Origin of the sequence: Brevibacterium antiquum CNRZ 918 (genome assembly GCF_900169145.1) — a bacterium.
Taxonomy (GTDB): Bacteria; Actinomycetota; Actinomycetes; order Actinomycetales; family Brevibacteriaceae; genus Brevibacterium; species Brevibacterium koreense.
Map to the genome: position 1 here is coordinate 253,738 of NZ_FXZD01000004.1, position 14,334 is coordinate 268,071.

The following is a 14,334-nucleotide window of genomic DNA, read 5'->3' on the forward strand; positions in this document are numbered from 1 at the left end:
GCGCCTTTTGCGCATTTCGCTCATGCCTGGATAGTGTGAGCCGGTGCCACGCCCGACCCGATCGTTCTCCCGCCGTGTGCTGCTCAGTCAGCTCGCGGTCATCGTGGTGACTCTGGCGCTGGTGACGGGGGTCTTCGCCTGGATGGGTGCCCGCTCGGTCACCGAGGTCACCGAGACCAAGGCTCTGGCGACAGCACGTACGCTGGCGATCGATCCTGAGGTGAGGAAGGGCGCCACCCAGGCCTCGGCCGAACCTGCGGGGGAGGCCGACGATGCGATCACCTCTGCGCTGCTTGAGATCACCGGCAACCTGCGCAGCTCCTCGGGCATTGAGTTCGCGGTCATCACCGACGACCGGGGCATCCGCCTGACCCACCCGAACCGGGACAACATCGGCAGACGGGTATCCACCTCCCCGGATGAGGCACTGGCCGGCAGAGAGTCCGTGACGCATGAGAGAGGCACTCTGGGAGAGACGGTGCGCGCCAAGGTGCCGATCTATTCCGCCGCTGATGACGAGACCGTCGTCGGGGAGGTCTCCGTGGGCATCCACGCTTCGGTGCTCGACGCGGACCTGCGACGTGAATTCCTCGCCCTCGGCTCTGTCGCCGTCTTCGCCCTGGTCATCGGTGTGATCGCCTCGCTCGCTCTGGGACGCAGGCTGCGCCGCGAGACTCTGGGCGTGGGTCCCGAGGAGCTGGCGGAGATGGCACGTGATCAGGGTGCGGTCCTCCGCGGCCTCGACGACGGTGTTCTGGCCTTCAGCTCCTCCGGAGTCCCGACCCTGAGCAACTCCACGGCGGAGCAGCTGCTGGGGATCGCCCATGTCGATACCGGCAGGGACACGACGGTTTCGGTGCCGGAGGACACCTCGACCAGCTCACGCGCGGATGTGCCCGAGGTGATCCGCAGCATGATGCTTCAGGCCCCCGATCACGGTGCCCTCCGGCGGCGAGTCAACGTCGGCGATCGGATCCTGTTGGCCACCGCTGTTCGTGTGAGTCGTGATGGAGTCTCGGTCGGCGGAGTCGTCACCCTGCGCGATGAGACCCAGGTGCTGACCATGGCACGACAGCTCGAATCGGTGACGTCGATGGCGCGTGCCCTGCGCACCCAGCGCCACGAATTCGCCAACCGTCTGCACACGGTCCTCGGCCTCGTCGATACGGGGGCCACCGAGGAGGCACGGAACTACCTGGCCACAATTCTGCGGACCGGACCGATCGCGACGCCCGTCGAAGGCATCGAGGTGATCACCGACCCATATCTTTCTGCCCTGCTCGAAGCGAAGGGGACCACCGCCGCCGAGGTGGGTGTGGCCCTTGCCGTCACCGCGGATTCCCTGGTGCTGGGCCGGGTGAAGGAGCCCGAGGACGTCACACTCATCCTCGGCAACCTCATCGACAATGCGGTGCGTGCAGTGGTGATGAATGCAAGCGGCAGCGGTGCTGAGAGTGCCGCTCGGACCGACGAGGTGTTCGGCAGAGTCGAGGTGACGCTGCTGGGTTCGGGTCCGGAGCTGCATGCCGTTGTCACAGACTCCGGTGGGGGAGTGGAGGATGAGGATGCGCCGTCCGTCTTCGACGAGGGGATCAGCAGCGCCGATGGCCTCGATCCCGAGCATGGCCATGGCCCGGAGCATGGCCACGGCATCGGCCTGGTTCTGTGCCGAAGGACTGCACGGCGACACGGCGGCAGGGTGTGGCTGCTGGCAGGTCACGATCCTCAGCTCGGCGGTGCCGGCTTCGCCATGCGCCTGCCCGATGTGCTCAGCGACGACGCGGACGACAAGGAGAGATGATGGTCAACGTTCTGGTTCTCGACGACGACTTCTATGTGGGGCAGATCCACTGCCGGTACGTCAACGAGGTTGCGGGATTCCACGCTCTGGAACCGGTCAGAGATCTCCGCACCGCACGCACGATCATCGCCGAAGAAGACGTGGACCTGTTGTTGGTCGACTACGTTCTGCCCGAAGGCAATGGTGTTGACCTGATTCGTGAGAGTGATGTCGATGCCATCGTGCTTTCGGCGGTGGCCGATCCCGACGTGGTGCGCTCGGCTCTGCGGGCGGGAGCGATGACCTATATTCTCAAACCCTTCGCTGCGAAGGAGCTGCAGGACTTCCTTCGGCGCTATGCCCGCTTCCGGCGTTACTGGGAACGCGAGAAGGTGAGCCAGCCGGAACTCGAACGTCAGCTGCGCAGTCTGCATGACGTCTCTTCGCCCGGGAGCGCCCCGGCCCGGGGATCGGGCTCGTCGACCAGCGGTCGGATCCTTGAGGCGCTTCAAGGTGCGGATCGTGCGCTGACGGCCACGGAGGTCTCCGATGTCGTCGGCGCCTCCCGCGCGACAGCTCAGCGCCACCTGGCCAGGCTGGCCGAGTCCCGAGCCGTCACCGTCTCACTCCAGTACGGAAGCACCGGCCGGCCCGAACACCTCTATGGGGTGGGCTGAACCCACGATGCTCGTGGTGGTCTCAGGTATTGGTTGCCGATCTCACCATTGTCTTCAGCCCGACACGCCCTCGTGAACTGGCCCTCGCCGGTCCGTTCGGCGCGCCGAACCCTGCGGATTTACTGGGCAGGCGCGCAAAATCACCCTAAGATGAGAAGCATGGCGACCAGAACGACTTCCCCCGCTTCTGGTACCGGAAAAGGCTCAGCGCGCAAAACTGCTGGTCGGACCGGGCAAGCGGGGACCAAGGACCCCGGGACAAACGTTGTCACCGGTGCGTGGAGGGGAGTGTCCCACATGGCCGGAAACCGTGCGCGAAAGATCCTCAGTGACGAACCGAGTGATTCACCGACGAAGCGAGACGGCACTGCCTTCTTCCTGATCGGTCTCTCCATCGTCATTGCGGCCTTCGAATGGTGGAACATTCCCGGTGCGATCAGCGAAGCCGTCCGAGGCGTCGTCGAAGGCACCTTCGGCCGAGTGGCCCTGGCCCTGCCGGTGATCTTCACCGGCTATGCGATCCGACTGTTCCTCAAAGGTGACGACAACAGGGGCAACAACCGGATCCTCATCGGCATCATCTTCTTGCTTCTCTCCGCCTCGAGCCTGGCCCACATCGCCGCAGGCAACCCAACATTCACCAACTCCAGTGAGGCCATGGCCAACGGCGGCGGCGCGCTCGGATTCGTCATCTCTTCGCCCCTCGTCGTGGCGACCACCAACTATGTGGCGGTGCCGCTGCTGATCCTGCTCGGACTCTTCTCGGTCCTGGTCATCACCGCGACACCAGTGCGATCGATTCCCCAACGTCTGACAGCCCTCTACCTGCGTCTGACCGGGGGAGCGCGCCCGGAGAAGTCCGCCGAGGTGGACGCCGACGGCAACCGGACCGACCTGGTCGCCGACAATGCGCGCACCTCCACCCTCAAGCCCGTCATGGGGACCAAGCGTCGGAGCCGGAAGAAGAAGACCGAGGTCCCCGATGCCGATGCACCGATCTCGGCCGACGATGACACTGCGACCAAGGCCTACGACAAGGCCTACATCCACGAAGACGACGTCAGCGACGAAGATGCTGACACCACGGTCATCGAGCGGCCGCAGTTCAAGCCCGGTGAACGTCGCCCGACGAAGGCTGAGCGTGAAACTGCCGCGCTGAAGAAGACCATCGGCATGGACGATGACGCTGCCATGGTGGCGAACAAGACCACGCCAGGCGACACCTCGGCGCCGGTGCCGTTGACGAACAACCCGGCACCCCCACCCACGGAACAGCTGCCCGAACGCGTCGAGCAGCTCACCCTGGCCGGCGACGTCACCTACACCCTGCCGGCATCGGACAACCTCCTGCCCGGACCTCCTGCGAAGGAGCGGTCCGAGGCCAACGACCGCGTCGTCGAAGCACTGCGCGACGTTCTCGAGCAGTTCAAGATCGACGCGGCGGTCACCGGATTCTCCCGCGGCCCCACGGTCACCCGCTACGAGGTCGAACTCGGCGCGGGCACCAAGGTCGAGAAGGTCACGGCGCTGTCGAAGAACATCGCCTACGCGGTGGCCAGCGCCGATGTCCGTATCCTCTCGCCGATTCCCGGCAAGAAGGCGATCGGCATCGAGATCCCCAACTCCGACCGTGAGAACGTCGCCCTCGGCGATGTGCTGCGCTCGAAGGCCGCCCGCAAGACCGAGAACTCACTGGTCATGGGCGTGGGCAAGGACGTCGAAGGCGGCTTCGTCGTCGCCGACCTGTCGAAGATGCCTCACCTGCTTGTCGCCGGTGCCACCGGTGCCGGTAAGTCGAGCTTCGTGAACTCCATGATCACCTCGATCATGATGCGTGCGACCCCCGACGAGGTGCGCATGATCCTCGTCGACCCCAAGCGCGTGGAGCTCACGATCTACGAGGGCATCCCACACCTCATCACCCCGATCATCACGAACCCCAAGAAGGCCGCCGAGGCGCTCGAATGGGTCGTGCGCGAAATGGACGCTCGCTACGACGACCTCGCGAACTTCGGGTTCAAACACATCAACGAATTCAACAAGGCCGTCCGAGAGGGCCGCGTCGAAGTTCCCGCAGGATCGGAACGGGTGCTCCAGCCCTACCCCTACCTGCTGGTCGTCGTCGACGAGCTCGCCGACCTGATGATGGTCGCCCCACGCGACGTCGAAGCCTCGATTCAGCGCATCACCCAGCTGGCGCGTGCGGCCGGCATCCACCTGGTCCTGGCCACACAGCGACCCAGCGTCGACGTCGTCACCGGCCTCATCAAGGCCAACGTGCCCTCACGTCTGGCATTCGCGACCTCATCCCTGGCTGACTCCCGCGTCGTGCTCGACCAGCCAGGTGCGGAGAAGCTCATCGGACAGGGCGACGCACTGTTCCTGCCCATGGGTGCCGCCAAGCCGATGCGTGTCCAGGGTGCCTGGGTCAATGAGTCGGAGATCGAAAAGGTCGTCAACCATGTCAAGGGCGAACTCAAACCGAACTACCGTGAAGACGTTGCGGTCGAGAAGCCGACGAAGCAGATCGACGAGGAGATCGGCGACGACCTCGAACTGCTGCTTCAGGCGGCCGAGCAGGTTGTGACCACACAGTTCGGCTCGACCTCGATGCTGCAGCGCAAACTGCGCGTCGGCTTCGCCAAGGCCGGGCGCCTCATGGACCTCATGGAATCACGCGGAATCGTCGGACCCTCCGAGGGGTCGAAGGCCCGCGACGTCCTCGTCCGGCCCGAGGATCTGCCGGGAACACTGGCGATTATCAAGGGCGAGACCCCTCCGGATGAGGAACCGAACCCGGCGACAGGCGGCGACGGCGGTGCGGACGGCGACGGCTCCGGCTACGGCTCTGGTGCGAGCAACCGAACGCATGGTGCGAACGGGCAGTCGGCGGCCGCAGACTACGACGAGAAATTCGACGACTTCGGAGACTCGGGGGCGAGCTCACCGGCGGCGTCATCAGGTTCCGGTGCCAACGATCGTTACGCGACAGGAGTCGGACATGCCGGCGACCTGCATGTCGGCGAGGTCGACCCCGAGACAGGATTGGAAGTCGTCGAGACCAGCGGTGAGGACGCTTGGTCACTGACAGGTCGCTGAAACGAGCGGTCGGCTCCACACCATTCACATGTCACTCCGATAGGGTTAGTCTGTGAATGATCGACCAGAGAACAGCGCCCCGGGACACGCACCGGCAGAGCCCAGCCCGTGGAATGTTCCCAATGCCCTGACCGTACTGCGGATCCTGCTCGTACCCGTCTTCCTCGTCCTTCTCCTGGCCGATGCAGGCCAGGACACGAGCATGCGGTGGTGGGCGCTGGTCGTCTTCCTGCTGGCGATGGCCACTGACAAGATCGACGGAGATCTGGCACGCAAATACAACCTCGTCACGAACTTCGGCAAGATCGCCGACCCGATCGCCGACAAATCTCTCATGGCGGCGGCACTCATCGGCCTGGCCGCGATCGCGGAGATTCCCTGGTGGGTTCCCATCATCATCCTCATCCGGGAACTGGGCATCACCGTGCTGCGCTTCTTCATGATCCGCATCGCCGTCATGCCCGCGTCCAGAGGCGGCAAGATCAAAACGGTGCTCCAGACCGTCGCCATCGGACTCTTCCTCCTGCTGCGCCCCGTGGCGCAATTCGTACCCGAGGGCGTGACATTCGCCTTGTTGATCCTGGCCTGGCTGGTCATGGTCGCGGCGATCGTCGTGACCGTCGTGACTGGAATCGACTACTGTCTCCAAGCCGCGAAACTCGCCAAGGACTCACGTGGGGGCAACGCGGCTGCAGGCGATGATCCCGCCGGTACGAACCCGAAGTGAGCCTGTGAACGACACCGAGCTCTTCTCCCGAAGTCAGCACCTCATCGCCACTTGTACGCAGGTGGGACTCTCGGTCGCTGCGGCGGAATCGCTGACCGGCGGCCGTTTCGTGGCAACGCTCGTCGACGTCCCGGGCGCCTCCGCTGTGGTGCGCGGCGGACTCATCACCTATGCCACCGACCTCAAGGCGAGTCTGGCCGGGGTCGACGCCGATCAACTCGAAGACAAAGGCCCCATTGATGAGGTTGTCGCCGCGCAGATGGCGGCCGGCGCAGCCAGAGAGTGTGTCGCCGACATCGGTGTCGCCTGCACTGGTGTAGCCGGGCCCGAACCGCAGGATGGCAAGCCGGTCGGACTCGTCTACACTGCCATCGCCTTCGCCGGAAAGGCACAGGTCAGCGAGCATCATTTCGCCGGGGGCCGAGACACGGTTCGCAGCCTGACAGTTGCGGCCATGGTGGCAGATCTCGATGACTTCGTCACGCAATTGGCGTTCGGGCCGGCGGCGGACGCCCACGACCGATCATGATCGCGCAGTCGTGGAATAAGTTCAGCCTCGGCGCAGTTGAACAGGTAATGGCACTTGGACGAATATGCACCAGTACCTTCGAATGGACTGGCAAAACCATCAGGTCACGCACCCAGGTTGGCGCTCGGCAGCGACCGGGCTGTAAAGTCGAGTACATCATCAGGACTGCTCGCGGAGACAAGGGGAGGGACGCACAATGTTACTGAGAGTTGAAATCGGTGACGCACTGCGTTCCGTTCGTCGGCGCCAGGGGCGGACCCTGCGCGATGTCTCCACAGGAGCCAGCGTATCGCTGGGGTACCTCAGCGAGATCGAACGCGGACAGAAGGAAGCCTCCTCGGAGCTCCTCTCCGCGATCTGTGAAGCTCTCGACCTGCCGTTGTCGGCTCTGCTGTCATCGGTCTCCGGTCGTTTCGCACTCGAAGAGGGCGTCGAAATCCCCGACACCATTCCACAGGAACTCTCCGATACGATCCTCGGTCGCCCCGGCGGATACCCGGTGCCACGACTGGCAGCCAAACCGTAATGCGTCACACCCTCTACTGGGTCCTGATGAATGAGGAATTCGGGGAGGCTCGTGCTGCATCGCTGCACACCGACCTTGCGCTCAGCAGCCTGGGCTCCCGAACCGCCGAAGAGGCGTTCCGCGCAGGCATCGAACCCCGCGACATCTGGATTGCAGTATGTGATGCCTCGGGCGTGCCCGAATCACACCGGTTGGGTAAAGAAAAACCGCGCTCACGTCCCTTCTAGGGCAGTCCTTCCCGGACTGTCTGTCGTCTCAGACATCCTGCCTCGTGCTGACTCACTCCCTGGCCCCTGTCGTTGCGAGATCGCAGCTGCGCGGTGACGAAGCCATTGCTGATGGCGGATCGCTTGCACGAGGCAATCACTCGAACGCACAGGGATCGTCTTCCATGCGGTGGAGAAGCCTCGGATACAAAATAGTGCGACACGCTCCGACATATAGAACACTTGTTCCCATGTCGGTTATGCTGGTAATGAATCACGGGACCTGTGACCATGAGTGGCTGATTATCCACGGGGGAATTCGTTCCTCTGTTGTTATGTCAGTGCCACCTTCTAGCCTTGGTCTCAACGGGAAACGAAATTTTTAGGAGAGACCATGGCTCGTACACCGAAGAACCTGCAGATCCCAACCGGCGGAGATAAGTCGAAGGCGCTTGACGCCGCGCTGGGCCAGATCGACCGCAACTACGGCAAGGGCGCGATCATGCGTCTGGGTGAAGGGGTCCGTGAACCGATCGCCTGCATTCCCACCGGTTCCATCGCACTCGACATCGCTTTGGGCATCGGCGGCCTCCCACGCGGTCGTGTCGTCGAGATCTACGGCCCGGAATCCTCGGGTAAGACCACAGTGGCACTGCACGCTGTCGCCAATGCACAGAAGACGGGCGGAATCGCGGCATTCATCGATGCTGAGCACGCCCTTGACCCGGAATACGCGAAGAAGCTCGGCGTCGACACCGACCAGCTGCTCGTGTCTCAGCCGGACACCGGTGAGCAGGCGCTCGAGATCGCCGACATGCTCATCCGTTCCGGAGCACTCGACGTCATCGTCATCGACTCCGTCGCGGCACTTGTGCCGAAGGCCGAGATCGAAGGCGAGATGGGCGACAGCCACGTGGGTCTCCAGGCGCGACTGATGTCGCAGGCACTGCGCAAGATCGCTGGTGCACTGTCCCAGTCGAAGACCACCGCAATCTTCATCAACCAGCTGCGTGAGAAGGTCGGCGTCTTCTTCGGCTCACCAGAGACCACCTCCGGTGGTAAGGCTCTGAAGTTCTACGCCTCCGTGCGCATCGATGTGCGACGCATCGAGACTCTGAAAGAGGGCCAGGACGCGGTGGGCAACCGTACCCGCGCCAAGATCGTCAAGAACAAAATCGCTCCACCATTCAAACAGGCCGAATTCGACATCATCTACGGTCAAGGGATCTCCCGTGAAGGCAGCCTCATCGATATGGGTGTGGAGAACGGAATCGTCCGCAAATCCGGGTCCTGGTTCACCTACGACGGTGATCAGCTCGGTCAGGGCAAGGAGAATGTTCGTAACTTCCTGCGCGACAATCCGGGACTTGCGGAAGAGATCGAACTCAAGATCAAACACAAGATGGGTCTGATCAAGGTCGACGAGCCCGAACCCGAGGCCGAGGCCGAGGCCGGAGCCGACCAGGCTGAAGACACTGCAGCAGAGAGCTCGAAATCGGATGACGTCGAAGTCTCCTGACCCGATCGATCGCGACAGCGATCTCGCCGAGTCGAGACCCCGCGTGGGCGACTCGGCGAGATCATCTGCGCCGACCACAAAGCTGGCCAAACTGCGCGAGGCCATCACCGAGATCGACCAACGTCATGCCGAGGGGGAGTCCGAGTACTTCGGCGAAACCACCTCGGCCCCGGAATCTCCGGTGGCCCCGGATCTCGCATCAGCGAAGGACGTTCCCTCGTTCGCCGACGCGCTGTCGTTCGATGACGATGGTGATGGGCCGGAGGACTTCGATGCCTCCTATGCGAAGGCGAAGAAGACGGCCATGAACATGCTGGCCATGCGTGACCATGCCAGCGGCGAACTGCGGGACAAACTGCTCAAGCGCGACTTTCTGCCCGAAGCAGTCGACGAACTCATTGCCAAACTGCAGAAGTCCCGGCTCCTTGATGACGAGGAATTCGCTCACCGCTACGTGCGCGCTCACAGGGAGCGAAGAAAACTGTCTCGAACCGCTCTCAAACGAGAACTGAGCAAGAAGGGGTTGGCCGCCGAGATCGTCTCCGGCGCCGTCGAAGACGTGGACGGGGAAGATGACCTCGCCCGTCAAGTTGCCGAGAAGAAGGCCGCATCGACGCGCGGACTCGACTACGAAGTCCGCGAACGTCGAATCCTGGGGATGCTCGCCCGACGCGGATTCGCATCCTCGGTCTGTCTCAAGGTGACACGCGAAGTCCTCGACGAGGACTGAGCATCGCCGATGACAGACAACGGCTACAATAGTTCCGCCATGACTGAACTGATTGATGCACCTGCCACCACCGAGAAATCACCGCGCAGCTACGAGGTGAAGACCTACGGCTGTCAGATGAATGTCCACGACTCCGAACGGCTCTCCGGACTTCTCGACGATGCGGGCTATGTTCCTGCAAACACCGATGACCAAGCCGACGTCATCGTCTTCAACACCTGCGCGGTGCGGGAAAATGCGGACAATCGACTCTACGGAAACCTGGGTCAGCTGGCCCACGTCAAGGAACGCAACCCCGGTTTCCAGATCGCAGTCGGCGGCTGCATGGCACAGAAGGATCGGGACACGATCGTCAAGAAGGCCCCATGGGTCGACGTTGTCTTCGGCACCCACAACATGGGTTCACTGCCAGCGCTGCTCGAACGAGCCCGACACAACCAGGAAGCCCAAGTCGAGATCCTTGAGAGTCTCGACGTCTTCCCGTCGACCCTGCCCAGCCGACGCGAGTCGCAGCATTCCGGGTGGGTGTCGATCTCGGTCGGATGCAACAACTCCTGCACGTTCTGCATCGTTCCGAGCCTGCGCGGCAAGGAGAAAGACCGCAGGCCCGGCGACATCTTGGCAGAAGTCGAGGCACTCGTCGCCGATGGAGTCGTCGAAGTCACGCTTCTGGGCCAGAACGTGAACTCCTACGGCGCAGAATTCCGAGACAAGGGCGCATTCGCGAAACTGCTGCGGGCCGTAGGCAAGGTGGAGGGCATCGAGCGTGTCCGTTTCACCAGTCCGCATCCTGCTGCATTCTCCGACGACGTGATCGATGCTATGGCAGAGACACCGACCGTGATGCCGCAGCTTCACATGCCGCTGCAGTCCGGGTCCGACTCGATCCTCAAATCGATGCGCCGCTCCTACCGCACCAGCAGATTCATGCGCATCCTCGACTCCGTGCGCGAGAAGATCCCGCACGCAGCGATCACCACCGACATCATCGTCGGTTTCCCCGGGGAGACCGAAGAGGACTTCCTGGGAACCATGGACATCGTCCGACGCGCGCGTTTTTCGCAGGCCTTCACCTTCCAATACTCCATACGACCCGGCACCCCCGCCGCCACGATGGACGATCAGGTACCCAAGCACGTCGTGCAGGAACGCTTCGAGCGGTTGACTGCCCTCCAGGATGAAATCTCCTGGGAGGAGAACACAGCACAGATCGGGCGCGAGGTCGAAGTGCTCGTCACTACCAGACCGCACGATGACTCGCCACGACTCAGCGGCCGTGCCGCGGACAACAGACTCGTCCACGTCGGCATCCCCGAAGGAGCGGACATGCCGCGTCCGGGTGACTTCGTCACTGCGACCGTGACCGAGGCCAAGCCCTACTTCCTCCTGGCCGATTCGGGCTACGCAGTTCGTCCCTCATCAGCAGGCGACGCCTATGATCGTGCTCAGGCCGAGAGCTGCGGGGCACCAACACAGGGTCAGTCGAGCACCGCTTCCACGAATCTGGGCATGCCGACCATTCGCGCCCGCAGCTGAGATGCCCTCATTTGCGATCATCCCGGCAGCACCGATCCTGGTAGCCGACGTGAATCTGGCCGAGAGTGCGAGGATTTCGGAGTTGAGAGCGTCGATCGAATCCCAACTGGCAGCACGCGCGAACTGGGCCCTACCGGTGCGTGAGCTGCCTCCTTTGGCCGGCCTCGGCGGCTTGGGGATCGATCGCGGCATCGATACCCGAACAGGTGAACTGCTTGAGGGCCAGGAATGGGTTGAGGCGGTGGCCGCGCTTGACGTGCTCGACCGTGCAGCCTGCGAATCTGCCCATCCGGCCACCGGCGTGGCGCTCCTGCATGCGCATGCCACCGGAGTCCAGGTCGGACCGCTGGGCAGCAGTGAGCATCTGCTCATCCCCGTCGACCTGTCTGTCGCTGCCTCCGAAGACGCACCATTGGCCCCCGTGCCAGGTGCTGCAGAGGTTGATGAGCAGCTCGTCCAGGCAATCACCGCCGGCGATGCCCCTGCAGTGGCCGCGACGATCGCCGTCAGCGATGATGCTCACGCCGATCTTGAACTCCTCGACGCCGCGGTCACATGCATGATGGCCCAGGGGATCAGCGAGTACTCGTTCACCACCACCTTCGATGAGGCGGTTCACGACGTGCGTTCGCTGTGTGGGGCTGGGACGTACTGAGATGAGTGTGCTGTGAGCGCAGACGCACCTGTAGTCACCATTGCCGGGGCCACAGCCACCGGCAAATCGGATCTTGCCCTGAACCTTGCCGAACACCTCGGCGGGGAGATCATCAACACCGATTCCATGCAGTTTTACCGGGGCATGGATATCGGCACCGCGAAACTGCCGGTCAGCCAGCGGCGTGGGGTCCAGCATCACCTCATCGACATACTCGATGTTCGGGAGGGCGCGAACGTACAGACCTTCCAACAGCAGGCACGTGAGGCCATCGTCGATATTCGTAGCAGAGGGAAGCGACCCATCCTCGTCGGTGGATCAGGGCTTTATGTGCGAGCCGCGACCGATCGGATGGAATTCCCCGGCACCGACCCCCACGTGCGGGCACGGCTCGAGTCCGAAGTCGATGCAGACCGCTGGGGCCGACACCGGCACCTGCAGGAACTTGACCCGGCTGCAGCTGCGAAGATCACGCCCAATGACTCACGGCGCATCGTGCGTGCTCTTGAAGTCATCGAACTGACAGGCCGACCCTTCAGCGCTCAGCTGCCTGACTATCAGGCGATCGAACCGACCATCCACCTCGGACTGGCAGTCGAACGAGAGGCTCTGCACAAACGGATCGCGGCTCGCGTGGGTCTCATGTGGGAGCAGGGATGGGTTGATGAGGTCCGTTGCCTGCTCGAGCGTGGCCTTGCCGAGGGTCGAACCGCATCTCGAGCGATCGGATATGCGCAGATCCAACAGTATCTGGCCGACGAACTCGACCGAGAAGCCGCTCAGGAGCAGACGACCATCAGGACTCGCCAGTTCGCGCGCAGACAGGACACATGGTTCCGCCGGGACCCGCGAATCGTCTGGATCGACTCAACCGCCGGAGACCATGAGGCCAACACGGCCCGCGCGCTCGAGGCCATCACGGACGGCAGGCTCCTCGAGAGCTGACACCCATTGCGGGCAAGCTGAAGCCCACACTGCGAGAACTGAATGCCGACTGTGCCGCTAGGGGATCCCACGCGGATAGGATGAGTTCATGAGCTCCTCCCATGCACCATTCGCCGATATCGCAGGCACCGCCTTCACCAAGGGTCACGGCACACAGAACGACTTCGTCCTCTTGGCCGACGACGACAGCGCCTTGGAGATGCATCCCGAAACGATCGCACTCTTGGCCGATCGCAGGTCCGGTCTGGGAGCCGACGGTGTCATCCGCATCGTACGCTCGGCCAGCAGCGGGATTCCCGGGGCGCTCGACCAGGCCGAGGCCGGTGCCGAATGGTTCATGGACTACTACAACCACGACGGCAGTCTTTCTGAGATGTGCGGCAACGGAGTTCGGGTCTTCGCCCATGTGCTTGCGACGACCGGTCGCGTCGCCGCTGATGCGCGAGAGATCCTCATCGGCACACGTGACGGAATCAAGACCGTGCGCACTGTCCTCAAACCGGCACTGGGCATGCAGACCGGTGACGCGACAGCGGCCGCGTCGGCAGGACCGACGCCTCCCGGCTCCGCAGCTGATGCCTGGTACACGATCGACATGGGCGAATGGTCTCTCGATGACAGCGACGACGTTCTCGTTTCGACATCTGGCATCGAGGTGCCCCGCCCGGGCGTGCGCGTCGAGACTGGAAACCCTCACACCGTGGTCGCACTCGCAGAATCGGCTGAACTTGAGAGCGCCGAACTGCGGGACGCACCAGTCCTCGACCCCGTACCGCCACAGGGCTCGAATGTCGAATACATCGTCATGGAACCGATGCGCAGCGATGTGGCCGGGGGAGAGGGCGCACTGCGCATGCGCGTGTTCGAACGCGGCGTCGGCGAGACCCGCTCATGCGGGACAGGAGCCTGCGCCGCAGCCATTGCCGCCCACCATTGGGCCGGCCCAGCCTCGCCCCTGCAATGGCGCGTGGACGTTCCCGGCGGTCAGCTGCGCATCGGCATCACCCCGAACGAGGACGGAACACGAGGACGTGTCGCGCTGTCGGGACCCGCCGTGCTGGTGGCCAGCGGAACGATCAGCTGAGTAGCGGCGCCTGAGCCGTAAGTCGCCCGGTGTCTGAGCGTCACAGGTGCTCCAACGTGTCTCACAGCTGACGTGTCTCACAGCTGACGATAGGTGCGCCGATTCGCCGGTGAGGCTGCAGGACATGGGAATAAGAATCCCGCACCTGTGGGAGTGGTGCCGACCTTGTATCGTCTGCTTTGGCGGTTTTCAGCCGGTTTGGGCGCTATTGAGCTCTGTACCAGTCCTCCGTGCTGTCGTGGCTGACCTCTTGTCCCACTGTTTGGGTGGACTAATTTGACAAAACACTAGGGGCGCAGTAGGGGTCTGCTATGGTAAGAG

Annotated in this window: 13 protein-coding genes; all 13 read left to right on the plus strand. The window is 63.2% G+C overall.

The features are described 5' to 3' along the window. Positions 1-43 precede the first annotated feature (43 nt). The 13 genes from BANT918_RS08035 (at position 44) to dapF (ending at position 14,013) form a co-directional block, all read left to right on the plus strand. Positions 44-1,801 carry a sensor histidine kinase gene (locus BANT918_RS08035; protein ID WP_101619752.1) on the plus strand — a complete coding sequence of 586 codons (1,758 nt, stop codon included), beginning with the start codon at positions 44-46 and terminating at the stop codon, positions 1,799-1,801. After that, positions 1,798-2,457, plus strand: coding sequence for a response regulator (locus BANT918_RS08040; RefSeq protein WP_233430396.1), 660 nt, complete (start codon positions 1,798-1,800; stop codon positions 2,455-2,457). Before BANT918_RS08035 ends, BANT918_RS08040 begins: the two co-directional genes overlap by 4 nt. Positions 2,458-2,616: 159 nt before the next feature. Then, complete coding sequence (locus BANT918_RS08045; protein ID WP_233430397.1) at positions 2,617-5,556, plus strand: DNA translocase FtsK; 2,940 nt, start codon at positions 2,617-2,619, stop codon at positions 5,554-5,556. Between the two features lie 52 nt (positions 5,557-5,608). Then, positions 5,609-6,283 (plus strand): CDP-diacylglycerol--glycerol-3-phosphate 3-phosphatidyltransferase, encoded by a 675-nt coding sequence (gene pgsA / locus BANT918_RS08050; RefSeq protein WP_101619755.1) that lies wholly within the window; start codon positions 5,609-5,611, stop codon positions 6,281-6,283. A gap of 4 nt (positions 6,284-6,287) precedes the next feature. Continuing rightward, the gene (locus BANT918_RS08055; protein ID WP_233430398.1) at positions 6,288-6,812 is read left to right on the plus strand and encodes a CinA family protein; all 525 of its coding nucleotides are present in this window, start codon (positions 6,288-6,290) and stop codon (positions 6,810-6,812) included. 196 nt (positions 6,813-7,008) lie between these two features. After that, positions 7,009-7,338, plus strand: a complete 330-nt coding sequence (locus BANT918_RS08060) for a helix-turn-helix domain-containing protein (RefSeq protein WP_101619757.1) — start codon at positions 7,009-7,011, stop codon at positions 7,336-7,338. Beyond that, positions 7,338-7,565 carry a DUF3046 domain-containing protein gene (locus BANT918_RS08065; RefSeq protein WP_101619758.1) on the plus strand — a complete coding sequence of 76 codons (228 nt, stop codon included), beginning with the start codon at positions 7,338-7,340 and terminating at the stop codon, positions 7,563-7,565. Before BANT918_RS08060 ends, BANT918_RS08065 begins: the two co-directional genes overlap by 1 nt. A gap of 373 nt (positions 7,566-7,938) precedes the next feature. After that, positions 7,939-9,063 (plus strand): recombinase RecA, encoded by a 1,125-nt coding sequence (recA, locus tag BANT918_RS08070; RefSeq protein ID WP_101619759.1) that lies wholly within the window; start codon positions 7,939-7,941, stop codon positions 9,061-9,063. Further along, positions 9,044-9,793 (plus strand): regulatory protein RecX, encoded by a 750-nt coding sequence (locus tag BANT918_RS08075; protein ID WP_101619760.1) that lies wholly within the window; start codon positions 9,044-9,046, stop codon positions 9,791-9,793. The genes recA and BANT918_RS08075 overlap by 20 nt, the downstream gene beginning before the upstream one ends. A 39-nt stretch (positions 9,794-9,832) precedes the next feature. Then, positions 9,833-11,329 carry a tRNA (N6-isopentenyl adenosine(37)-C2)-methylthiotransferase MiaB gene (miaB, locus tag BANT918_RS08080; protein ID WP_101619805.1) on the plus strand — a complete coding sequence of 499 codons (1,497 nt, stop codon included), beginning with the start codon at positions 9,833-9,835 and terminating at the stop codon, positions 11,327-11,329. 82 nt (positions 11,330-11,411) lie between these two features. Continuing rightward, on the plus strand, positions 11,412-11,984 hold the full coding sequence (locus BANT918_RS08085; protein WP_145996958.1) for a hypothetical protein: 573 nt from the start codon (positions 11,412-11,414) through the stop codon (positions 11,982-11,984). A 12-nt stretch (positions 11,985-11,996) separates the two neighbouring features. Further along, the gene (gene miaA / locus BANT918_RS08090) at positions 11,997-12,929 is read left to right on the plus strand and encodes a tRNA (adenosine(37)-N6)-dimethylallyltransferase MiaA (RefSeq protein ID WP_101619762.1); all 933 of its coding nucleotides are present in this window, start codon (positions 11,997-11,999) and stop codon (positions 12,927-12,929) included. Positions 12,930-13,017: 88 nt separating this feature from the next. After that, a complete protein-coding gene (dapF, locus tag BANT918_RS08095; protein WP_101619763.1) occupies positions 13,018-14,013 on the plus strand; it encodes a diaminopimelate epimerase in 996 nt (331 codons plus the stop codon). Positions 14,014-14,334: the final 321 nt, after the last annotated feature.